This window comes from Hymenobacter sedentarius, assembly GCF_001507645.1.
GTDB classification, from domain to species: Bacteria; Bacteroidota; Bacteroidia; order Cytophagales; family Hymenobacteraceae; genus Hymenobacter; species Hymenobacter sedentarius.
In genome coordinates this window covers 1372675-1395092 of record NZ_CP013909.1, presented here as the reverse complement: position 1 = coordinate 1395092, position 22418 = coordinate 1372675, and the positions used below count along the sequence as shown (strand labels likewise).

General features: G+C 60.3%; 15 protein-coding genes, 2 tRNA genes and 2 rRNA genes. 9 read left to right on the top strand and 10 right to left on the bottom strand.

What is annotated here, in order from left to right; translation table 11 throughout:
* Positions 1 to 95: 95 nt before the first annotated feature.
* From AUC43_RS05730 to AUC43_RS05720, 3 genes are all read right to left on the bottom strand, one after another.
* Positions 96 to 3018, bottom strand: a 23S ribosomal RNA gene (locus AUC43_RS05730).
* Between the two features lie 179 nt (positions 3019 to 3197).
* A tRNA-Ile gene (locus AUC43_RS05725) sits at positions 3198 to 3271 on the bottom strand.
* 93 nt (positions 3272 to 3364) lie between these two features.
* Positions 3365 to 4880 (bottom strand): 16S ribosomal RNA (locus tag AUC43_RS05720).
* Together the 16S and 23S rRNA genes with 1 tRNA gene alongside form the textbook arrangement of a ribosomal RNA operon.
* Before the next feature lie 873 nt (positions 4881 to 5753).
* Between AUC43_RS05720 and AUC43_RS05715 the strand changes: the two genes are divergently transcribed.
* The 4 genes from AUC43_RS05715 (at position 5754) to AUC43_RS21465 (ending at position 12329) form a co-directional block, all read left to right on the top strand.
* Entirely contained in the window at positions 5754 to 6812 is a 1059-nt protein-coding gene (locus AUC43_RS05715; RefSeq protein WP_068190924.1) for a LacI family DNA-binding transcriptional regulator, read from the top strand.
* A gap of 143 nt (positions 6813 to 6955) precedes the next feature.
* Complete coding sequence (locus AUC43_RS05710) at positions 6956 to 9418, top strand: glycoside hydrolase family 31 protein (protein WP_157780948.1); 2463 nt, start codon at positions 6956 to 6958, stop codon at positions 9416 to 9418.
* A 145-nt stretch (positions 9419 to 9563) separates the two neighbouring features.
* Positions 9564 to 10643 carry a hypothetical protein gene (locus AUC43_RS21470; protein ID WP_233254117.1) on the top strand — a complete coding sequence of 360 codons (1080 nt, stop codon included), beginning with the start codon at positions 9564 to 9566 and terminating at the stop codon, positions 10641 to 10643.
* A gap of 9 nt (positions 10644 to 10652) precedes the next feature.
* Entirely contained in the window at positions 10653 to 12329 is a 1677-nt protein-coding gene (locus tag AUC43_RS21465; RefSeq protein WP_233254116.1) for an MGH1-like glycoside hydrolase domain-containing protein, read from the top strand.
* Between the two features lie 223 nt (positions 12330 to 12552).
* Here the strand turns inward: AUC43_RS21465 and AUC43_RS05700 are convergent, their stop codons facing one another.
* Positions 12553 to 13089 carry a 2'-5' RNA ligase family protein gene (locus AUC43_RS05700; RefSeq protein WP_071885824.1) on the bottom strand — a complete coding sequence of 179 codons (537 nt, stop codon included), beginning with the start codon at positions 13087 to 13089 and terminating at the stop codon, positions 12553 to 12555.
* A 142-nt stretch (positions 13090 to 13231) separates the two neighbouring features.
* Positions 13232 to 13307: transfer RNA gene (locus tag AUC43_RS05695), tRNA-Gly, on the bottom strand.
* A 102-nt stretch (positions 13308 to 13409) separates the two neighbouring features.
* Between AUC43_RS05695 and AUC43_RS05690 the strand changes: the two genes are divergently transcribed.
* Genes AUC43_RS05690 through AUC43_RS05680 form a run of 3 tightly spaced genes read left to right on the top strand, consistent with a single transcriptional unit; the run spans position 13410 to position 15336 of the window.
* Positions 13410 to 13679 (top strand): hypothetical protein, encoded by a 270-nt coding sequence (locus AUC43_RS05690; RefSeq protein WP_068190918.1) that lies wholly within the window; start codon positions 13410 to 13412, stop codon positions 13677 to 13679.
* A gap of 29 nt (positions 13680 to 13708) precedes the next feature.
* Positions 13709 to 14254, top strand: a complete 546-nt coding sequence (locus AUC43_RS05685) for a GNAT family N-acetyltransferase (protein ID WP_068190916.1) — start codon at positions 13709 to 13711, stop codon at positions 14252 to 14254.
* Positions 14255 to 14277: 23 nt separating this feature from the next.
* Positions 14278 to 15336 (top strand): hypothetical protein, encoded by a 1059-nt coding sequence (locus AUC43_RS05680; RefSeq protein ID WP_068190914.1) that lies wholly within the window; start codon positions 14278 to 14280, stop codon positions 15334 to 15336.
* Positions 15337 to 15365: 29 nt separating this feature from the next.
* Here AUC43_RS05680 and AUC43_RS21460 read toward each other — a convergent pair whose 3' ends face one another.
* Entirely contained in the window at positions 15366 to 17774 is a 2409-nt protein-coding gene (locus tag AUC43_RS21460; protein ID WP_068190913.1) for a B12-binding domain-containing radical SAM protein, read from the bottom strand.
* A gap of 68 nt (positions 17775 to 17842) precedes the next feature.
* On the bottom strand, positions 17843 to 19534 hold the full coding sequence (locus tag AUC43_RS05670; protein ID WP_099092879.1) for a hypothetical protein: 1692 nt from the start codon (positions 19532 to 19534) through the stop codon (positions 17843 to 17845).
* Between the two features lie 217 nt (positions 19535 to 19751).
* On the opposite strand from AUC43_RS05670, the gene AUC43_RS05665 reads away from it, so the two are divergent.
* Positions 19752 to 20102 (top strand): four-helix bundle copper-binding protein, encoded by a 351-nt coding sequence (locus AUC43_RS05665; RefSeq protein ID WP_068190911.1) that lies wholly within the window; start codon positions 19752 to 19754, stop codon positions 20100 to 20102.
* 181 nt (positions 20103 to 20283) lie between these two features.
* On the opposite strand, the gene AUC43_RS05660 is transcribed toward AUC43_RS05665, so the two are convergent.
* From AUC43_RS05660 to AUC43_RS05655, 3 genes are all read right to left on the bottom strand, one after another.
* Entirely contained in the window at positions 20284 to 20856 is a 573-nt protein-coding gene (locus AUC43_RS05660) for a helix-turn-helix domain-containing protein (protein WP_157780947.1), read from the bottom strand.
* Between the two features lie 5 nt (positions 20857 to 20861).
* The gene (locus AUC43_RS20840; protein ID WP_157780946.1) at positions 20862 to 21206 is read right to left on the bottom strand and encodes a hypothetical protein; all 345 of its coding nucleotides are present in this window, start codon (positions 21204 to 21206) and stop codon (positions 20862 to 20864) included.
* 66 nt (positions 21207 to 21272) lie between these two features.
* Positions 21273 to 21875 carry a thioredoxin family protein gene (locus AUC43_RS05655; RefSeq protein WP_068190906.1) on the bottom strand — a complete coding sequence of 201 codons (603 nt, stop codon included), beginning with the start codon at positions 21873 to 21875 and terminating at the stop codon, positions 21273 to 21275.
* 158 nt (positions 21876 to 22033) lie between these two features.
* On the opposite strand from AUC43_RS05655, the gene AUC43_RS05650 reads away from it, so the two are divergent.
* Positions 22034 to 22309 carry a hypothetical protein gene (locus AUC43_RS05650; protein WP_068190903.1) on the top strand — a complete coding sequence of 92 codons (276 nt, stop codon included), beginning with the start codon at positions 22034 to 22036 and terminating at the stop codon, positions 22307 to 22309.
* Positions 22310 to 22418: the final 109 nt, after the last annotated feature.

Below are 22418 nucleotides of genomic sequence, written 5' to 3'. Positions count from 1 at the left end.
CACTGCGTGTTCGTGCAGGACTCAATAACGTTGACATAAGGGGACAAAAACGAAGCGTGTGTTGCGCGCTCGACGAATGAATTCAATTGCTTGAAGTAGCGAAGCCCTCGGCCACTTAGTACGGCTCAGCTATTGCATTTCTGCTTGTTCACCTGCCGCCTATCCACGTCGTCATCTCCGACGGGCCTTCAATTGGGAAATCTCATCTCCAGGTGAGTTTCGCACTTAGATGCTTTCAGCGCTTATCTCGTCCCAGCGTAGCTACCCGGCGCTGCACCTGGCGGTACAACCGGCGCACCAGCGGCTGGTCCATCCCGGTCCTCTCGTACTAAGGACAGGTCCTGTCAAATTTCCAACGCCCACCACAGATAGGGACCGAACTGTCTCACGACGTTCTGAACCCAGCTCGCGTGCCACTTTAATCGGCGAACAGCCGAACCCTTGGGACCTTCTCCAGCCCCAGGACGTGACGAGCCGACATCGAGGTGCCAAACCTCCCCGTCGATATGAGCTCTTGGGGGAGATCAGCCTGTTATCCCCGGCGTACCTTTTATCCTTTGAGCGATGGCCCTTCCATGCGGAACCACCGGATCACTATATCCGTCTTTCGACCCTGCTCGGCTAGTCGGCCTCACAGTCAAGCCCGCTTCTGCTATTGCGCTCTGCGTACGGTTACCAAGCGTACTGAGCGGACCTTTGAAAGCCTCCGATACTCTTTTGGAGGCGACCACCCCAGTCAAACTACCCAGCAGCCACTGTTCTCTGGAATCCAGAGTTAGGCATCAGGCACGGCAAGGGCGGTATTTCAACGGTGGCTCCCCGAGAACTAGCGTCCCCGGCTCAGCGCCTCCCGCCTATGCTACACATGCCGAACCCAACACCAATGGCAACCTATAGTAAAGGTGCACGGGGTCTTTCCGTCCCGTGGCGGGTACTCGGCATCTTCACCGAGACTACAATTTCACCGAGCTCACGGCTGAGACAGCGCCCAGATCGTTACACCATTCGTGCAGGTCGGAACTTACCCGACAAGGAATTTCGCTACCTTAGGACCGTTATAGTTACGGCCGCCGTTTACCGGGGCTTCGATTCAAACCTTCGCACCTTGCGGCACTAAGTTCCCCTCTTAACCTTCCGGCACCGGGCAGGTGTCAGGCCTTATACGTCCGCTTGCGCGTTAGCAAAGCCATGTGTTTTTGTTAAACAGTCGCCTGGGCCTTTTCACTGCGGCTTCTCTTGGTTGCCCAAGAGGAAGCGACCCTTCTCCCGAAGTTACAGGTCCATTTTGCCGAGTTCCTTGGCCGTGATTCACTCGAGCGCCTCAGGATACTCTCCTTGACTACCTGTGTCGGTTTGCGGTACGGGTGATAATGACATTAAAACGCTTAGCAGGTTTTCTTGGCAGTCGGATTAGGCACACTATCCGCGTGTCCCGAAGGACGTGCGGTACTATCAGCGTTCGGCTAGGTGGGCGTACTTAACTACCCTCCCAATACCTACGGCCTTCAACGGGCACTTCCGTCCGCCCGCGGTGCTTTCACTTCTGCGTCACTGCATCACTTGTCATCATCAGTACAGGAATATTAACCTGCTGTCCATCGAGTTCACCTTTCGGCTGCCCCTTAGGTCCCGACTAACCCAATTCCGATTAGCGTTGAATTGGAAACCTTAGTCTATCGGCGTGGGGGTTTCGCACCCCCATTATCGTTACTCATGCCTACATATGCTTTTCTCCACGCTCCAGCACGCCTGACGACGCACCTTCACCGCAAGGAGAATGCTCCCCTACCACGTAACCGTCTTGCAGGTTACATCCATTGCTTCGGTACCAGATTTGATGCCCGCGTATTATCGATGCCCGGTCGCTCGACCAGTGAGCTGTTACGCACTCTTTAAAGGAATGGCTGCTTCCAAGCCAACCTCCTGGCTGTCAAAGCAACTGGACCTCCTTTGTTCAACTTAATCTGGATTTAGGGACCTTAGCAGATGGTCTGGGTTCTTTCCCTCTCGGCCGGGGACCTTAGCACCCCAGGCCTCACTGCCGTGTATAGCCGCTGGCATTCGGAGTTCATCAGGATTCGGTAGGCTCTGACACCCCCTAGTCCTATTGGTAGCTCTACCTCCAACGACCTCACCACGACGCTGTACCTCAATACATTTCGGGGAGTACGAGCTATTTCTCAGTTTGATTGGCCTTTCACCCCTACCCACAAGTCATCGAAATCCTTTTCAACGGAAACTCGTTCGGTCCTCCAGTGCGTGTTACCGCACCTTCAACCTGCTCATGGGTAGCTCACCAAGTTTCGCGTCTACCCCCCCGACTCCGCGCCCTGTTCAGACTCGCTTTCGCTGCGGCTCCTTGACTCAAGTCAATTAACCTTGCCGGGGAGGAGTAACTCGTAGGCTCATTATGCAAAAGGCACGCTATCAGGAGACGAACTCCCTCTAACTGCTTGTAAGCACACGGTTTCAGGTTCTTTTCACTCCGGTATTCCCGGTTCTTTTCACCTTTCCCTCACGGTACTAGTTCACTATCGGTGTCTGAGGAGTATGTAGCCTTAGCGGATGGTGCCGCTCGCTTCAGACGGGGTTTCTCCGGCCCCGCCCTACTCAGGGTATCGCTAGCGTGAATCAGAAGTGTCGCCTACGGGACTTTCACCCTCTCTGATGTGCTTTCCCAAGCACTTCGGCTACCTCGATTCAATCACATGTCGCGACCCTACAACCCCGGACTGGCCGTAACCAACCCGGTTTGGGCTCCTCCCCGTTCGCTCGCCACTACTTGGGGAATCATTGTTATTTTCTTTTCCTGCCGGTACTTAGATGTTTCAGTTCTCGGCGTTTGCCGCCGCGGGTCAAGCCCGTCGGCTCTTGGTTCTTCCAACCAAGGGGTTGCCCCATTCGGAAATCTCGGGATTAACGGGTATGTGCCCCTCCCCCGAGCTTATCGCAGCTTATCGCGTCCTTCGTCGCCTCTCAGACCCTAGGCATCCCCCGTGTGCTCTTGCTTACTTCGCTTTCGTAACACTGTCTGGTAAACCAGACTGCTTGTCCCTTGCGGAACCAAGCGCGCTACGCTTCGTTTTTGTTACCCCTTACGTCAAAGAACGTGTATCACTCTGGTGTTTAGTGATGTCGAGGTTCATTTCCTATTGAAATAAACCGGTATGCTTAACAACTGGTCGTTGTTGTTAGAGTGGGCCTGCCTGGACTCGAACCAGGGACCTCTACATTATCAGTGTAGCGCTCTAACCACCTGAGCTACAAGCCCAAAACCAGTGTTTAAATTATTTGAATGAAGGAAAAGACAACGGTGACAACCGTAACATGTTATTATAAAAACTCACGAGTCGAACTGCTCCAGAAAGGAGGTGATCCAGCCGCACCTTCCGGTACGGCTACCTTGTTACGACTTAGCCCTAGTTACCTGTTCTACCCTAACCGGCTTCTGTGACGAGCACCGGCTTCAGGTCTACCAAACTTCCATGGCTTGACGGGCGGTGTGTACAAGGCCCGGGAACGTATTCACCGCGTCATTGCTGATACGCGATTACTAGTGATTCCAGCTTCACGGAGTCGAGTTGCAGACTCCGATCCGAACTGAGAACGGCTTTTCGGGATTGGCGCACCATCGCTGGTTGGCAACCCGCTGTACCGTCCATTGTAGCACGTGTGTAGCCCTAGGCGTAAGGGCCATGATGACCTGACGTCGTCCCCGCCTTCCTCACTGCTTGCGCAGGCAGTCTGTCTAGAGTCCCCGGCATGATCCGCTGGCAACTAAACATAGGGGTTGCGCTCGTTGCGGGACTTAACCCAACACCTCACGGCACGAGCTGACGACGGCCATGCAGCACCTTGCTTTGTGTCCCGAAGGAAAGCCTCATCTCTGAGGCGGTCACGCGCATTCTAGCCTAGGTAAGGTTCCTCGCGTATCATCGAATTAAACCACATGCTCCACCACTTGTGCGGGCCCCCGTCAATTCTTTTGAGTTTCACCCTTGCGGGCGTACTCCCCAGGTGGGATACTTAACGCTTTCGCTAAGCCACCGACCTTGTATCGCCGGCAGCGAGTATCCATCGTTTACGGCGTGGACTACCAGGGTATCTAATCCTGTTCGCTCCCCACGCTTTCGTGCCTCAGCGTCAGTTACAGTCTAGGCAGCTGCCTTCGCAATCGGGGTTCTGGAGGGTATCTATGCATTTCACCGCTACACCCTCCATTCCGCCGCCCTCGTCTGTACTCAAGCCGACCAGTTTCCAGGGCAGTTCCACTGTTGAGCAGTGGGCTTTCACCCCAGACTTAATCGGCCGCCTACGCACCCTTTAAACCCAATAAATCCGGACAACGCTTGCACCCTCCGTATTACCGCGGCTGCTGGCACGGAGTTAGCCGGTGCTTATTCACCAGGTACCGTCAGTGGAGGACGCATCCCCCTTTTTCTTCCCTGGCAAAAGCAGTTTACGACTCAGAAAGCCTTCATCCTGCACGCGGCATGGCTGGGTCAGGCTCTCGCCCATTGCCCAATATTCCCTACTGCTGCCTCCCGTAGGAGTCGGGCCCGTATCTCAGTGCCCGTGTGGGGGACCAGCCTCTCAGCTCCCCTAGCCATCGTCGCCTTGGTGGGCCGTTACCCCCCCAACTAGCTAATGGCACGCAACCCCATCCAATTCCAATAAATCTTTAACCACTGAGCGATGCCACTCTATGGTCTTATGCGGTATTAATCCGCCTTTCGGCGGGCTATCCCCCAGAACTGGGTAGGTTGGTTACGCGTTACGCACCCGTGCGCCACTATCTCCATTGCTAGAGACCGTTCGACTTGCATGTATTAGGCCTGCCGCTAGCGTTCATCCTGAGCCAAGATCAAACTCTCCATTGTAAAATGTTCTACACCCCGGCGAACCGGGGCTGATGTCGAGTGCGAATCCGACTCGTATTTGACGAGTTTTTATTCAATGTTACGTTTGGTTGTCAACTTGCCGAAGCAAGTCTTACCATTTGTCTTTTCCAAGCATTCAAAGAACGTGTGCCCGCTCCTGTTGAGCGAACCGTGGGGCCTGGCGGCCGGTCATCTTCTCTTCTGTATTTCCCTTCTTTCGATTTGGGAGTGCAAAGGTAAGGAAGTTATTTGTAAATCCAAAAACTTGCTGACTTTTTTTTCTGACTAAGGTTACAACCTTAAAGAGAAATGTCAGCTAATTCGACTGGCTCAGATTTTAAAATCTTTGCTGCCTTTTGGCTCACCCTTTTCAGATTGCGTTTCCGTTCGAAGCGCTTTTCTTATTGGGGGTGCAAAGGTAGAAACAATTTCTGAGCGTGCAACGCCAACTCAATAAATACTTCTCTTTTTTTGCCTTTGCAGCCATGACAAGGCCCATTAAGGTGGTAGCGGATCGAACGAACCTAGAAGTTAACTCCGCTTTACCGGCCTTAGGATGAGGCCAGTTCCTGTGTAGACTGCGTTAGGACTGGCACAATCATGTGCTCTTTATAGTAGAGCATCCTGGAAAGGAATTATTCTGCGTAGGGCCAGGCTGGCTTACGAAAGCAACTGTAGAGCACTCGGTGAAGTGGGGCTGAAAGAGGTGGAGCTGTTTCTAACCCTAATCCTCCTACAGTGGCTGGAGGTAGCGTGCGCACGTGGGCGATTCGGGCCTGCTGATGCTATTTTACGCAGGAATTGGGTGCGGCTGTGCCCTTTTCGAGCATTTGAGACCTGTGGGCAGCGGCTCCTTATATAATACACTGACTTATGGCAGCGAAGAAGCAGCAGACTTCCATCCGGGATTTAGCCCAACAGCTCAACTTATCCATCTCGACGGTTTCGCGGGCGCTGGCTGACCACCGGGATATTAGCGAGGCCACCAAGCAGCGCGTGCGGCAACTGGCTCAGGAGTTGAGCTACCGGCCCAACCAGCTGGCAGCGGCGTTGCGCAAAGGCCATAGCAAGACACTGGGGGTTATTGTGCCGCACATCAAGGGCTACTTCTTTCCGGCCGTGATGAATGGCATTGAGAAAGTGGCGACCTGCGAAGGCTTCAACGTGATGATGTGCCAATCGAACGAGGACCTGCACCGGGAGCAGCGCAACGTGGAAACCTTGATTGATGCGCAGGTGGAGGGCATACTTATTTCGGTCTCAGCTACTACGCACCTCGATGTCCAGCACTTTGAGCAGGTGCGACGGCAGGGCATTCCGTTGGTTTTCTTTGACCGCGTGCCGGAGCTGCCGCAAAGCATGGCCGTTATTCTGGATGACTTTCAGGGCGCCTTCCAAGCCGTATCCCACCTGATTGCGCAGGGATGCACCCACATCGCGCACATGGCCGGGCCGCAGCACCTGAATACTACCCGCAACCGGTACCTGGGCTACCGCGAAGCCCTGCGCGCTCATGGTCTGGCCTATGAAGAGCACTGGAACTACTCCCTACCCGCGCTGACGCACGAGGCCGGCCGCCTGGGCATGCAGCATTTGTTGGCCTTAGACTCTTCCCTGGATGCGGTTTTTGCCGCTTATGCCATTCCCACGGTGGGGGCGCTGGAGGTACTGCGGGAGCAGTCGATGCGCGTGCCGCAGGACATTGCCCTGGCGTGCTTCAGCAACGACCCATTTACGGCTATGACGCAGCCGCAGCTAACGGTTATCGACCAGCGGCCTGAGCAGATGGGCGAGACGGCGGTGCGGCTTTTTCTGCAGCTGCTGAAGCGAGGGCCGGTTTATACACCGCCCCACCTCATTCTTAAGCCTGAGCTGGTTATCCGTAACTCATCGCTGCACCGCTCGCAAGAGAGCATGGTGCCGATGCGCTAACAGTGCCGGCACTGCTGCAGCTACTATAACCGGCCTGCGGCTATTGTTACTAACAATAGCCATTCTTACTGTTTGCTTTGCAGTGCCAGTCTGGCACCGCGCACCGCTTCTTATTCTGATTCTCCATCCCCTTGGCTTTGAAAATGCCTTACCTCGTACCGCGCCCTTGGCTTTCCAGCCTCCTATTTGCTACCGGCCTGCTGCTGCGGATGCCGGCTCAAGCTCAATTTTCTAAGGTGGAATCGCTGGGTGCGGTGCAGCGCACGGAGGCGGCCGGCAACACGCTGCGCCTGACTTTTGCCAACGCAACTGCCGAAGTGACGGCCTACTCGCCCACCATTCTGCGGGTACGGCTCAGCCAGCATCCTTTAGCGGCCGATTTCTCTTATGCGGTGGTGGCCTCGCCAAGCACGGCGGCCCTGCGGGTGCAGGAGGCGGCCGAAAGCGTAACCATTACCACCGACTCGGTTCGGCTGGTGATTCAGAAGAACCCGGCGCGCTTTGCTTTTTACAATGCGGCGGGACAGCTCTTGAACCAGGACGAGGCGGGCCTGGGCACGTCGTGGGTGGGCGACGAAATCACTACGTATAAGCTGCTGCTGCCCGGGGAGCGGTTTGTGGGCCTGGGCGAAAAGACCGGGCCGCTGGACCGGCGCGGCCAGGCCTACGTGCACCAGAACACCGACAGCTACGCCTACCCCACCGGCAGCGACCCGCTCTACAGCTCCATTCCCTTTTACATGGGGCTGCACGATGGACTGGCTTATGGCCTATTTTTCGACAATTCGTACGTGGGGCAGGTCAACTTCGGGGCCAGCAACGACGACCGGTTCTCGTCGTTTGGCGCCCGGGGCGGGGAGATGAACTACTACCTGATAGGACGCCGGAAGCCCGCGGGCATTCTGGAGGACTACACCCATCTGACCGGCCGGATGCCCATGCCGGCGCTCTGGGCCATCGGCTTTCAGCAGAGCCGGTACACGTACTACCCCGATACGGAGGTGAAGCGCATTACCCAGACGTTCCGGGAAAAGAAGATTCCGCTCGATGTGCTTTATCTGGACATCCACTACATGGATGCCTACAAGATTTTTACCTGGAACCCGCAGCGCTTTCCGCAGCCTGGCAAGATGCTCAAGGACCTGAAGGGCCTGGGCGTGCACATGGCGGTGATTGTGGACCCGGGCATGAAAACGGAGGCGGGCTACAAGCAGTGGGAAGACGGCAAAGCCCGCGACCTGTACGTGAAATACCCCGACGGCACCAACTTCCGTGCGGCAGTGTGGCCGGGCCTGTGCAACTTTCCGGACTTCACCCTGCCCGCCGCCCGCCAGTGGTGGGGGCAGCAGTTTCAGGGCCTGGTCCGGGACGGGGTGGAAGGGTTTTGGAACGACATGAACGAGATGTCGACCTGGGGCAACCAACTGCCCAGCAACATGCTGTTTAACTACGACGGCCACGGCGCGACCACCAACGCCGCCCGCAACGTGTACGGCCTGCAAATGGCCCGCAGCACCTACGAAGGCACCCGCAAGCTGATGGGGGGCCGCCGGCCGCTCATTCTGACGCGGGCCGGCTACGCGGGCCTGCAGCGCTACACCGCCATCTGGACGGGCGACAACGTGAGCACCGATGACCACATGCTGGCCGGCGTACGCCTGGTAAACAGCCTGGGACTGAGCGGCGTGGCCAACGCCGGCATGGACGTGGGCGGCTTTGTGGCATCGCCGCCGCCGACGGGCGAACTGTTCACCCGCTGGATGTCGATTGGCACATTCACGCCCTTTTTCCGGGCTCATAGCGCCGTGAATACCAAGGCGGCCGAGCCGTGGGCGTTTGGCGAAGACTATACGGACATCAACCGCGACTACGTGCAGCTGCGCTACAACCTGCTGCCTTACGTGTATTCGGCCTTCTACGAAGCCACGCAGAACGGCCTGCCGGTGCAGCGGTCGCTGGCGCTCGACTACCCGTACGACGGCCAGATTTACGACGGGCAATTCCAAAACGAGTACCAGTTTGGGCCGGGGCTGCTGGTAGCGCCGGTGGCCAGCACGCTGCAAGCCGCCAAGGTGTACCTGCCGGCCGGCCGCTGGTACGATTTCTACAGCGACGAGCTGCACGCCGGGGGCAAGGCGGCTTACGTGCCCTCGCCGCTCGACCGCCTGCCCGTGTTTGTGCGTGGGGGCAGCATCATCCCCATGCAGAGCCCGGTGCAGTACACCGCCCAGGCTCCGCTCGATACGCTGTACCTGCACGTGTACCAGGGCGAGGCGCCCAGCTCTTACGTGTATTACGAAGACGACGGCACGACCTATAACCACGAGAAAGGCCAGTTCTTCAAGCGCACCATCAAGCTGGACCCCACGGCGCATACCCTGGAGCTGGGCCCGGTGCAGGGCTCGTCGAAATCGAAGTTCAAGCACGTGGAGGTGCTTTTTCACGGGTTTGGTGCTTTGCCCAACCTGCAGGCCGACGGCAAAGCCCTCAAGCCGCAATCGCGCGTTTCCTACCTGCAGAAGCCCGCTAGCCTCTCGGGAGAGCATACCACAACCCCGGCGGTGACGGTGCGGAATGCCTTGGGAGCTGTCCGCTTGAAATGGTGAGAGCGGGCCGCTGGCTCAATCGTTCAGCCGGCTGAATTTTAGCCCAATTAAGTAGGCTCGGCCCTCCTGCCCCACGGCAGCCTGGCTTGCGCCACGGCCCGAAACATTGCCGCAGCCGGCGCCCTTTTGCTATTACTCTTATCTTATGAAATACTTTCCCGGCCTCGCGAGCCTCGTGCTGGTGCCTGTCATGCTGAGTTCCTGTCAGATGCAAAAGTCTACCACTGCTGCAACAACTGCTCCGGCGGCCGGCGGGGCCCAGCCCCAGCCAACGGATGCCCCCGTGTGGCAGTCGGGCCAGTATGCGCTCTACCGCGACCGGGTGGTGCAGGGCCCCTACACGGCCCGGGCGCTGTCGGCCACGGAGCTCACTTCGGATTACAAGAGCCCGGCCAACGCGTTTCAGAGCCCACGGATAGAATTCAAATTCAGTCTCAACGGCAAGGACAACGAGCTGGCGCCTGGCCAGAACCACCTGTTTGTGGCCCTGCCCAATGCCGGTGAGGCGGCCCAAGCGCTGGAAACGCCCGTGCTCACCTTCGGTAAGCATTTTGTGGACCCCACGCCGATGCCGGCCAATACGTACCTGGCCCCGAATACCGCGCTGAAAATCAGGCTGGACCTGCGGCCGGTGCTGGCGGCGTTTAAGCAGCAGGGATTTTACACGACTTACAAAGGCGACAAGCTGTACCAGCAGGACTTCAAGCACGTGTTTGTGGCGGGCAGCACGGCGCCGTTGAGCTGGGACTTCGACAACCTGGTGAACAAGCCCGAGCTGGAGCTGAAGGACCCCGACGGCAACGGCATTTATGAAGTAACGCTGCTGCTGAACGCGCCACAGGATGCCAAAAGCACGGCCGGCCAGTGGAAGCAATCCATTAATACAGCCGACTTCCCGCAGTACACATCGGAGTACCCGCTGGCCGATGCCCTCTACAACCTGGCCCTGGAAGAAGCCCGCCGGGCGGTGGAGCCCGACAGCACGTTCCGGACCGGCAAGGAGTGGGCCGGCGTCTGGACCCGCGACATCAGCTACAGCATCATCCTGGCGCAGGCGGCGCTGCAGCCCCGCTCGGCCATGAAAAGCCTGATGCGCAAGGTGAGCCCCGAGGGGCGCATCATTCAGGATACGGGCACGGGCGGGGCGTACCCCTGTTCCACCGACCGCATTATCTGGGCCACGGCGGCCTGGGAAATCTATAAAGTAACCGGCGACCAGGCCTAGCTGCGGCAGGTGTACCCCATCATCAAGCAGTCCATCGCCGACGACCAGCTCAACGCCTACGACGCCGCCACGGGGCTGGTGCGGGGCGAGTCGTCGTTTCTGGACTGGCGCGAGCAGACGTATCCGCGCTGGATGCAGCCGGTGGACATCTACCAGTCGGAAAACCTGGGCACCAACGCCGTGCACTACCACGCCAACGTGGTGCTGGCCCAAATGGCCCAGCAACTGGGCGAAACGGCCGTGGCCAGCGCGCACGAAAAATTAGCCCAACGCATCAAGCAGAGCATCAACGAGCACCTCTGGCAGGCCGACCGCGGCTACTACGGCCAGTATCTGTACGGTCGGAACTTCCTGGTGCTATCGCCGCGGGCCGAGGGCCTGGGCGAAGCCCTGAGCGTGCTTTTTGGGGTGGCCGATGGCGAGCGGGCCCAGCAAGTGGTGGCCAAGACGCCCACCACGCCCTACGGCATTTCCTGCATCTACCCGCAGATTCCGGGCATTCCGCCCTACCACAATAACGCGGTGTGGCCCTTTGTGCAAAGCTTTTGGGCGCTGGCGGCGGCCAAGGCAGGCAACGAGCCGTCGGTGATGGAAAGCATTGCGGCCGTGTACCGCCCGGCGGCGCTGTTCCTCACCAACAAGGAAAACTTTGTGGCCGCGAACGGCGACTACGCCGGCACCCAAATCAACTCCAGCAACATGCTCTGGAGCCTTTCGGGTAGCCTCGGCCTGGTGTACAAGGTGCTGTTTGGCATGGAGTGGCAGCCCAACCGTCTGGTGTTTCATCCCTTCGTGCCACAGGCCTTGCAGGGCACTCGCCAGCTCACCGGCCTGCACTACCGCGGGGCCGTGCTCGACATCAGCCTGCAAGGCTACGGCAACCAGATTAGCTCCATCACGCTCGACGGCCAGCCCCTGCCCGAGGCGGCCGTACCCGCTACGCTTACCGGACGCCACGCCGTGCGTATTGAGCTGCGCAATGAGGCGCCGCAACCTACCTCCGTGGCGCGGGTTGCCAACCTGTTCTCGCCCGAAACGCCAGCCGTGGCCTATGCCAACGGGCGCCTGCACTGGGCCGCGCTGCCCGACGCGAAATCGTACAAGGTGTTGAAAAATGGCCAGCTGTTGACCACCGTTGCCACAACGGAGCTGGCGGTGCCGGCCACCGCCACGTATGCCGAATACCAGGTTGTTGCCGTGGGCCCTACCGGGCTGGAGTCGTTTGCCAGCGAGCCCTTGGTCATGGAAAAAGCGGGCCTCCACCGGCAATACCAAGTGGAAGCGGTGGCCCCGAAAGCTGGCCATCCCTACAAAGGCTTCAGCGGCACCGGCTTCGTAGAAACCAGCAAGTCGCTGAATACCGCCCTGACTTTGCCCGTGCTGGTGCCCGAGACGGGCCTCTACGCCGTGGATTTCCGCTACGCCAACGGCAACGGCCCCACCAATACCAACAACCAGTGCGCCATTCGCACCCTGCGGATGGGCGGGCAGCGGCTGGGTACCATCGTGCTGCCCCAGCGGGGCGTGGCCGAGTGGTCGAACTGGGGCTTTACCAATGCCGTGCTGGTGCACCTCGACAAAGGCAGCCACCGCCTCACCCTGACCTTTGAGCCCGCCAATGAGAACATGAACGGTCAGGTAAATCAGGCCATGCTCGACTACCTGCGCCTGACGCGGGTGCAATAAACGCCCTTGTTGCGGCTCAAGGCACTACCTGAGGAGTATGTATTTCGGTTAATATTCAGCACGCTGTAGAGACGCGACACTTCGCGTCTCCGGGTCCGCGCCGTTTGCCAATCGTTCGGGTGTAATCGTTCAACGCCGAGACGCGAAGTGTGGCGTCTCTACAGCGTGCAGGCATCCCGACAAGTGGAGCTAAATCACCGCGTAGCTCGCCTCCCGATTCAACTCAACCCAGCTCAAAAGTTGCACAGGGCTGCCATTGCCGTCCGTCGTGGCGGAAGAGGGTGAGGCTGTGCACCGGGAACGTGGCCTCGTAGGCGCGGGCCGCAAATAGCTGGCGCAGCTCCGGCACCTGCGCGCGGGGTAGGTCGCGGGTGGCCAGCGTAAGGTGGGGCGTGAATGGGCGGCTCTCCACCGGAACCTCCGGCAGGTGAGCGGCGCACCAATCGTTAAGGGCCTCGTGCAGCTTTTGCAGCGCAGCCGCCTCGCTCACCCGCACAAACAGCGTCCGGTTTCCAAACCAAGCAAACCCCTTTAGACCAACGGACAGGGCGCGCTGGGTCTGGGCAAAAGCGGCAAGGGCGGCGATGCATTTTTCCTCAAACTCCGCGTTCTGGCGCAGTGGCGGGATAAGCGTGATATGGGGCGGCAGATTCACGGCGTTGCGGCTGCCGGTGAGGCGGTGCACCTCCTGCTTCATGGCCCAGACTTCCGAAAAAACAGGTTCTGGTGGTAGCAGCGCCAGCAGGTAGAGCGTAGTCATGGGTTAGCGGTTGGGTGCTCTGACTTGTACGCGCATCCTCGGGTACGGATAGGCTACTGCTCAACATCAAGCCGTAAGTCTACTTGCCCAGAGCTATAAGCAAAACAGCCACCCAGCCTTGCGGCTAAGTGGCTGATTCTACTGGAGCGAGAAACGAGGTTCGAACTCGCGACCCTCAGCTTGGGAAGCTGATGCTCTACCAACTGAGCTACTCTCGCGGGGACTTGGTAAGGCAAAATTACGTTAAAGAACCGGATTCGCAACCTACGGGGGCCGCGGCCTCAACCCCGCCTTTCACGGCTTCGTATGACCGGTAAACGATGGCCACTCCTCCCCTGCCCCCGCCCATAAACCGCTTGGTAGGCCTGCTACTCATCTTGAGCGGTGGGCTATTGGGCGTGGGGCTGTTGCTAAAAGTTTATGTGGGGGTGTACAGCTGGACCACCGGTGGCTACCAAACCCCCTCGGCCGTGATGCTGACAGTCAACCTGGTAGGGCTGCTGGCCAGTGGGCTGCTGATGCGCATGGGCCTGCGCATGCGCCGGGGCGACCACTCCGAACGCGACCCCAACGCCGATGAAATACTGTAAATAGGCGGCCGCTGCTCGACCTTTGCCTTATGTCATCACCCCTGCGCATTTCCCTGGCCAAGGCCAACCCCGTTACCGCTGCCCAACTCGCTGACCTGGGCCGGCGCACATTTCTCGACACGTTTGCCGCCACCAATACGGCGGCGGACATGGACGCCTACCTGAACGAAAACTTCGGCCCCGACATTCAGCTGGCCGAGCTGCAAGACCGCGAAAACACCTTTTTGCTGGCGCACATGCAGGCCGAGCTGGTGGGCTACGCCAAGCTGCGCGACAATTCCACCCTCGGCTTGCCCGAAGGCGAAAACCCGGCGGGCCGCCTCGAAATCGAGCGGCTATATGTGCGCGACGACTGGCAGGGCACCGGCCTGGGCGCGGCGCTGATGCGCGGCATTCTGGCCCTGGCCGAACAGCTGCACTGCTCGGCCGTGGTGCTGGGCGTGTGGGAAAAGAACGACAAGGCCCGCGCTTTTTACCAGCGGTTTGGCTTCCGCGAAGTTGGCCAGCACGAATTCCGTCTGGGGCAAGACGTGCAAACCGACCTGATTTTGCGCAAGGGCATGGCCGGGCGGTAAATCGGCTACTTTTGGGAATGCCTATGTTCGCTTTGATGCGCTTGATGATTGACCGAGGCCGCGGCCTGGGCTGGTTTCTGGTTCTGCTGGGGCTGGGGGCCAATTTATCGGCCTGCCAGCCGCACACCGAGGCCGAAGTAGCCACCACGCCTCCCGTGGGCCACTACGAGGGCAGCCTGAGCGTGGCCGGGCAGCCCGAAGTGCGCGCCGCCCTCGACATCCGCCATCCCAGCCACGGCCACTACGAGGCCGAACTCACGGTGCCCACGGCCGGCACCCTCAGCTTCGTGGCCGACACCATCATCTACCGCAACAACCAACTGCGCCTCACCCGCCCCGCTCGCCCCAGCGAGGTACTGACCCTGAGCCTGGATGGCGACTTCTGGCGCGGCGCCCTCACCCTGGATACCACCAAAGTCAAGGCCATCCTGGTGAAGCGCAGCGTGCCCACCCCCAGCACCTACCGCATCGAGGAGCTGCCGCAAGCGGCTGGCTCGGCCTGGCTTTTTGCGCCCTCCGACACGGGCACGCCTGGGCCCGCGCTCATTCTGCTGCCCGACTCTACGGCGGCTCCCACGGCGGCCCTCTGGGGCGATGCCCTGGCCCGCGAAGGCATTATCGTGTTGGTACTTCCAGCGACTGACTCGGCCACGGCTACGGCCGAAACCCCGCGCCTGCGGGCCGCGGTGCGCCTGTTGCACAACACCCCGGGCGCCGATACGTCGAACGTAGGGGCCTGGGTCGCCGGGGCGCGGGCTACCGCTCTGGCGCAGGCATTGGCAGCGCCGGGCAGCCCGCGCGTGGCGTTCGTTATTGCTCAAAATGCCGACCTCTCCCCGGCGGGCAAGGCAGCTTTCCGGGAGCTGAAGGAGGGCCGCAAGCTGCCGCTGCTGGGCTTGTACAGCGGCCCCGCTTCAGCCCAACGGGCGGCTGCGCTGCGCAATGCTTTGGGTGGGCGGCGCGGGGCCGCGGTGCGGGCCTACCGCACGGCGGGGCCTGACTTGTTTGTGCCGGCTGGCTTGAACCCCCAATTTGGCCCGGGCCTGCCGGGCGACATTCTGGAGTGGATGCGGGCGCGGTAGCTAGGCCTTCGCCGCGTTAGCTCAATTTTCTAAATTAGCAGCAAGCCCTTTTCGCGCAGCAGCTGCCAGGCTGGGCTTTGCAGAAAGGCTTCAAACGTGCCTTCGCTGGCTGGGAACGTGGCTGCTGCTTCCTTTAGCAGCACCTTGGTGTCGTAGTCGTGGCTGAGCTGGGTGAGCAGCTGGTGGAGCCAGCGCCCGGCGGCCTCGCTGGTTTTGACTTCGAAGTCTTCGGCCTGTTCGTAGCAGGTGAGTACCGCGCGGGGCGCTTTTTTGCCGGCTTCGACGCGGATTTCCGAGGCGTTGCCCAGCCAGAACAGGCGCTGGTTTTGCCGGGCAAAATCGGGCTTCTCGGGTGCCTGCAGGGCCTGCTGGATGAGGTGGCGCGGGGTGGTGGGCCGGGGCGTTTTGAAGTCAAACCAAAAGCTCAGGGGCTCGTCGAGGGCCACGCCGTGCAGGTAGTTGTAGAGCGACTTGGCCAAGCCGGGGCCGAAGGCTTCGTGGTCGGTGCCGAGCGGGTCGTCGTGCCAGAGGTCGTTCCAGGCAAAGCCGGCTGGCTCGGGGCCGATGGCGGCCACCTGGTACTTCGCCGGGTTTTTACCCACCGGCGAGTGCGCCGTCATCGAGAAGCGGTGCCAGTAGCCGCTCTGCACCACGCCCGCCGCAAACAGCTGGCGCACTACTTCGAGGCTGTCCACGGTTTCCTGGGCGGTTTGGGTGGGGAAGCCGTACATCAGGTAGGCGTGCACCATGATGCCGGCCTGGGTGAAGCCATCGGCCACGCGGGCCACCTGAGCAATGGTCACGCCCTTTTCCATTAGGGCCAGCAGGCGGTCGGAGGCCACTTCCAGCCCACCGGAAATGGCGATGCAGCCGGAGGCCGCCAGCAGCCGGCAGAGGTCGGGCGAGAAGGTTTTTTCGAAGCGAATGTTGCCCCACCAGGTAATGGGCACGCGGCGCTTGAGCAGTTCCACAGCCAGGTCGCGCAGGGCCAGCGGCGGCGCGGCTTCGTCCACGAAGTGGAAGCCGGTCTGGCCGGTTTGCTGGATTATTTGCTCGATGCGGTCCACGAGCAAGGTGCTGGGGGCCGTTTCGTAGCGCGAGATGTAGTCCAGGGTTACGTCGCAGAACGAGCAGCGCTTCCAGTAGCAGCCGTGGGCCACGGTGAGCTTGTTCCAGCGGCCGTCGCTCCAGAGGCGGTGCATGGGGTTGAGCACTTCCAGCACCGAGAGGTACTCGGTCAGGGGCAGGTCGGAATAATCGGGTGTGCCCACTTCGTGGTGCGGCACGTCGGGGTGCGGGTAGTTGATGTACTCGATTTGCCCTTGCGTATTGCGAAGAAAGGTGCGCTGGAGGAAGCTGTTGTCGGGCTGGCTGTATAGCACACCTTGTAGGGCGCAGTGTACTTCATCTTCGGCTTCGTTGCTATCCAAAGCGTGTCCGTTACTATCCTGAACGTCATGCTGAGCTTGCCGAAGCATCTCTACCGCTTCGTTGAACATCACCCCCGGCCCCTCTCCAGCAGAGAGGGGAGCCTGACGAAGCGGTAGAGATGCTTCGGCAAGCTCAGCATGACGTTCTTTTTTCTTGCTCAGATACTCCAGCAGCCGCAGCCACGGGCCTTCGCCGTCGTCCAGCGTGAGGTAGTCGATGTAATCGAAAAACCGCGGTTCCTGAATGGTGCGCAGTTCGGTGTTGGGGTAGCCGCCGCCCATGATGGTGGCGGTAGTTGGGCTGATTTGCTTGATGCGCCTGGCCAGGCGCAGCGCGCCGTAGAGGTTGCCGGGAAAAGGGACGGTAAAGCCCACCACATCGGGCTGTACGCGCGCCAACAGGGGCTCGAGCTCCTCGAGCAGCATTTGGTCGAGCAGGTTGGGGGCGGCTTGCAGGGCCTCGTGCAGGGGCTCGAAGCTGGTGGCCGAGAGGGCCAGCTTTTCGGCGTAGCGCGAGAAGCCGAACTGCGGCCCCACGGTTTCCTTGATGAGGTCGGCGAGGTCTTCGAGGTAGAGCGTGGCCAGGTGACGGGCCTGGTCGGTGAGGCCCATGGTGCCGAAGGCAGTTTCCAGGTCGGCTACGTTGTCGAAGCGGCTGGCTTCGGGAAGGAAGCGGCCGTGGCAGATGCGCGGGGCCAGGGTCAGGTCCTTGTTTTGCAGGAAGCGGATGACCGGCGTGATGGTAGCCAGGTAGCGGTTCTGCAGCCGCACCATCCGCTTAGCATTGTCGCTGAGGTAGAAATCACCGGCTTCTATTCCGGCAAAAACCCGCTTCAGCCCGTCTACCGACAGCAGCCGCAGCACCAGCTGCAAGCCCAGGTCGGCCTGCGTCACGGCATAGCCGCGGCCGCCCAAAAATCCCTTGATGTAGGCCGTGGCCGGGTACGGGGTGTTGAGCTGCGTGAGCGGCGGGGTGAGCAGCAGGATGCGGGGAGTAGGAGACGACACAGCAGCAAGTAACCCAACCGGGGCGGTTGGGGTTCATTTGCAGCAAAGGTCGGCACGGCGGTGCCGAATCACATTTTCATGTTGCCCATGCCTTTTGCGCTCATGCCTTTCATACTCATCCATGGCGCGGTGAGGCGCAGGTACACCGAGGCCGAGAGCGGCAGCTTGCCATAGCCGGGCCCGGCGTAGGTGGCACCACCGTAGGGGCTCACTTGCAAGGCATTGGGAATGAAGTAGCCCGTCAGCTGTCCGCCCACGCTCAGCTCCGGGCCGCGGGCGCCGCCCAGGCTAGTAAGCCGGTAGCTAGCGCCGAGCGTGAGGGCGTTGATATTGTAAACGCTGCTGACAAGGTTGTCCGTTGAGCCGGCAGAGTAGAATTCCAGTTCCTCGCTGTCTTTCTGCACAAACTCGTAGCGGCCGTAGAAGGTGGGCCGGCCCAGCGTGAGGTTGGTTTCGGCCAGTACAGCGTGCTCGGCGTGGTGACCGGTGCCTTCGTTCAGGCCCCACACCAGCGCGGAGGCCAGGTAGTGGCGCTCGCCCCAGCTGCTGCTGTGCAGTACCGAGGCCGTGGTGCGGGTCACGTTTTCTTCGGGGTGCAGGTCTTCGGGGCTTTTGATAAAGGCGCGGCTCACTTGCAGGGCCAGGCTGCCGGTGGGGTTCCAGTTGAGCCGGCCGGCCCAGGAATCGGCGCGGGGGCGGTCGAAATCGTAGCGGTACTGGTCGGGCTCGCGGCCGGTGAAGTTGCTGCCTTCCAGCTTAAACTGCTTGTAGCGCACACCCACCGTGGCTACGCCAAAGGTGATGTGCGTGGCATCGGTCCAGTGGTGCGACAGCGGCGCATCGGGGTTGGGCATGGCCGAGATGCGGTGCATGAAGGCCACGGGCCCGATGGCCGGTTCGCCCGGGTAGCCTAGGTACAAACTCAGGTCTACGTCGTCGTTCACAGCGTGGGTGTAGCTAGCCGAGAGGCCCGAAATCAGGTCGTGCGGGTGCTGCCGGTCAATCAGCGGCTGCCCTTTGTACGACTCGCCGGTTTGGAACAGCAGCGGGTAGCCACCGTTGGTTTCGGTGAGGGGGTCGAGCGATACCATCAGGCTCAGGTTGAGCAGGCCCCGGGCGCCTACCTCGCGCTGGGCCATGGCCATGGCCCAGTTGGGGCCATCGAAGGCGTTGTCGTGCCCGCGGCGGTTGCGGTTGTTGAAGTTTTGGCTGGTGTAGCGGGCATACGCGGCACCGTGGTACATGAGCATCCAGGGGCCTTTGTGCTGCATCCACATGTACATGGGCGTCTGGTCGGGGTGCCAGCTGGTGCCCGAGCCGTTGCGGCTCATGGGCAGGTTGCGCGAAAGGGCGTGGCTCATGCCGGACATGGCCATGCCGCTGTCCTGGGCCATATCCATGTGCATGGCGTGGTCGCCGGCCGGCATGTCCATGCCGGGGGCGTGCTGCATCTCGCCGGCTTTCATGGTTTCGCCGGGCTTCATGTCTTCCATGTTATGCGCGGGCGCAGCGGGAGCAGCCGGAGCTCGGCTGGTTTTGGCAGGAGCAGCAATGGTCGGCGCTGGCGTGGGCCGGGCCTTGGAGGTCTTAGCTGGGGCCGGTTTGGCCGGAACGGGCTTGGCCGCTTTCGGCTTGGTTGCTTTGGGCTTCGGCATGGGCATCGACATGTCCATGTGCTCGTGTGTTTGCGCTACGGCAACAAGCAGCGGCGCCGCAGCCAGCAGTGCGGCCAGGGCCAATTTATTGAATAGATGCAGCATGAGAAGGCGGGTAGTAATATGGCAATGCCATGGTGTAATACCCGTTAGGCGACCCCAAGGTTGAAGCATTATTCGGCCAAAAACCTACAGCACGCCGGCCTGGACCCGACTCATGTAGGTTAAAAAGTGAATTCTATATGTCCTTCACGCCCCTGCTCTCGTAATGATGAAGCAGGCCAACTGGCCGAATTATCTTTCACCTAACCTATTCACTGCCATGCTAATGCCCTTATCCCCGCGCACCCGCCAGAATAATAGCGCCGTCCTCGACGCAATCAGCCGCTGCATTGCCGCCTGCGAGCTGTGCGCCGACGCTTGCCTCGACGAAAAAGACGTAGCCATGATGGTGCCTTGCATCCGCCTCGACCGCGACTGCGCCGACATCTGCCGCATCACCGCCGCCTTCATTGCCCGCGGCTCCGACTACGCCAAGCACGTGCTCAAGGAGTGCATGGAAATTTGCCGGAAGTGCCACACCGAGTGCGCCAAGCACCCGCACGACCACTGCATACAGTGCGCCAAAGCCTGCCAAGCCTGTCTGGAAGCCTGCCAGGCCTACGCGGGTTAACAGGTTATTAATAGTCTGTCATGCAGAGCGTAGCGAAGCATCTTATCACGGCTCAACGATTGGTTCTAACCTGATAGGATGCTTCCTTCGTCAGCATGACAGACGAAAAAAAAAGACATGAAAAGGCGGCCACCTCTTCAGGAGCGGCCGCCTTTTTACGTCTGTTTTATAAGCGAGAAGCTTACGCCAGCGCGTCGAGCGACACCCGCTCGGGCAGCATCAGGCGGCGGAACTCGCTTACGGAGTAGCCCGTCACCTGGCGGAACTGATTGCTGAGGTGCTGGCCGGAGCTATAGCGCATCTGATCAGCTATTTGGTTCAGGGTCAGCTCACCGTAGCTGAGCATTTCCTTTACCCGCTCAATCTTGAGGCGGATGAGGTATTTCTCGATGGTGAGGTGGGCAGTGCGCGAAAACACCTTGCTCAGGTGCGAGTACGTGGCGGCAAACCGGTCGGTGAGAAACGCCGACGTGGTGAGCGGCGAACGGGCCGTGCGCAGGTGCTCGAGGTAATCGGCGAGCACGGTTTTGATTTGTTCGGTGAGCTGTTCGGCGCGGCCGCGCAACAGCTCGAAGCCGGCGTCGTGCAGCAGCGGGGCCAGCTCTTCGGGGTCGGCGGGGGTGGCTTCGTCGAGCTCGGCTACTCCCAGGGTCACCGTCTTGGGGCGATAGCCGGCCCGTTCCAACAGGTTGTGCACGGCTTCTACGCACCGGGGGCACACCATATTTTTGATATGCAGTAGGTTAGTTTTCAAGGGCTTTAACGTGTTTCGGGCCGCCGCGAGGAGGCCGGTGAAGAATTAGAACGAGTGGCCAGCGCACCAGCTGCTGCCCGGCGCGGGCGCGGCGCCGGAGTGGAGGCTTCGGCCCAGCCGGGACCAAACCAGTGCCCGGTGGCCCAAGTCACAAACGGAACAACCGCCAAGAAGGTGACAGCCAAGAGCCAGAACAGTACGAGAAAGGCAGAAAAAAGTCGACCAAAAAAGTGGTCACTGACGCCAAACAAATAAACCACCAGCATTAGTGCCAGCACCACGCTCACGCCCGCCAGCACGCCCACCCGGCGCCAGGGCCAGGCAGCTACGTGTTTTTGAAGGCGACGCAACGGCAAGGGCATAGTTCGGAGAATTGGGGATGTGAAAATAGGGCAAAAATTGGTTAAATCACCATCTTAGCTCCACAAAGCGAGCAACTCATATTGCAAGCTCTCACCGGTATCGGCCTCGTACCAGGCATTCATGGCCTTTATAATATGGTTGGTGTGCAGCGATTTGTCGGCGTGCAGCTGCTGCGCCAGTGCTTGCGCCGCGGCCGGCCGCGGGCCCCAGTCGCTCAGGTGGTTGCTGGTGGCCTGGTCGAGCCGGATAAGCTTGGGAATGCTGTTGGCGCCGTTGGTTTGGTGGGCCGCCATCAGCTCGGGGTGTTCCGAGCGCAGCAGCACGTGCAACCGGATGTTGCCGGCGCTGGCCTCGGCCAGCCGCGCCAGCACAGGCAGCAGGTGGGCCGTATCGCCGCACCAGGCTTCGCCCAACACCAGCCACTGCTCGGGGCGGGGCAACTGGGCCAGGGCTGACACCAGTTGGGGCAGCAGGGCGTGGGTGTAGGCGCGGTCGAGGTGGACCTGGTTTTGGTCGGTGTAGTGGATGAGGCCAGGGTTTTGGTCGGGGCCACTGGTGCGGCGCTCGGCCGCGAGCACCCCCACCAGGGCCCGAAACTCGGCATAGGTATAGGAGGGGGCCGGCACCCCGGCCGGCGAAGGAATCTTATTGATCATCAACTAAAAAGGAGAATATGTGAAGCCGTGCGTAACCTAAGCAGGGCGCCCGCCGCTACAACCGTACCCACGACCAACGGTTCGGGTTGCGGCAGCGGCAGGTTATTTTTCTACCTTGCAGCTTCGCTCATCCTCAACTTCTTCACTTACGCTCTTTCATGCTGCTGAAAAACTTCCTCCGCCCTTTCGCTGTGGCCTGTGCCATCACCGCTACCTTCAGTGCCTGCAGCTCGGGCACCAAAGAGGGTGACACCAACGTGGAGCGCGGCTACACGAAAAAAGGCCCCGCTGCTCCCGCCGACGGCGTGCCCAACGGCGACTCTACCACGGCCGGCCTCAACCGCGAAACCGGCCCCCGCCAGCCCACCGGCAAGGAGCTCTACAAAGCCGCCGGCGAAGCCAAAGACCGCAACCACGACGGCATTGCTGATTAAATAAGTAAGCGTTGGGAACCTCACCCCTGCCGGGCACGGCCCCGGCCCCTCTCCAAAATAGAGGGGAGCCACGGCTCAAGCTTTAGCTCAATTTCTAAAAACAGAAAGC

Bases quoted from the DNA above. Each gene is read 5' to 3' on its own strand.
- AUC43_RS05715 (WP_068190924.1), top strand. From the start codon at position 5,754: ATGGCAGCGAAGAAGCAGCAGACTTCCATCCGGGATTTAGCCCAACAG.
- AUC43_RS05710 (WP_157780948.1), top strand. From the start codon at position 6,956: ATGCCTTACCTCGTACCGCGCCCTTGGCTTTCCAGCCTCCTATTTGCT.
- AUC43_RS21470 (WP_233254117.1), top strand. From the start codon at position 9,564: ATGAAATACTTTCCCGGCCTCGCGAGCCTCGTGCTGGTGCCTGTCATG.
- AUC43_RS05700 (WP_071885824.1), bottom strand. From the start codon at position 13,089: ATGACTACGCTCTACCTGCTGGCGCTGCTACCACCAGAACCTGTTTTT.
- AUC43_RS05690 (WP_068190918.1), top strand. From the start codon at position 13,410: ATGGCCACTCCTCCCCTGCCCCCGCCCATAAACCGCTTGGTAGGCCTG.
- AUC43_RS05685 (WP_068190916.1), top strand. From the start codon at position 13,709: ATGTCATCACCCCTGCGCATTTCCCTGGCCAAGGCCAACCCCGTTACC.
- AUC43_RS05680 (WP_068190914.1), top strand. From the start codon at position 14,278: ATGTTCGCTTTGATGCGCTTGATGATTGACCGAGGCCGCGGCCTGGGC.
- AUC43_RS05670 (WP_099092879.1), bottom strand. From the start codon at position 19,534: ATGCTGCATCTATTCAATAAATTGGCCCTGGCCGCACTGCTGGCTGCG.
- AUC43_RS05665 (WP_068190911.1), top strand. From the start codon at position 19,752: ATGCTAATGCCCTTATCCCCGCGCACCCGCCAGAATAATAGCGCCGTC.
- AUC43_RS05655 (WP_068190906.1), bottom strand. From the start codon at position 21,875: ATGATCAATAAGATTCCTTCGCCGGCCGGGGTGCCGGCCCCCTCCTAT.
- AUC43_RS05650 (WP_068190903.1), top strand. From the start codon at position 22,034: ATGCTGCTGAAAAACTTCCTCCGCCCTTTCGCTGTGGCCTGTGCCATC.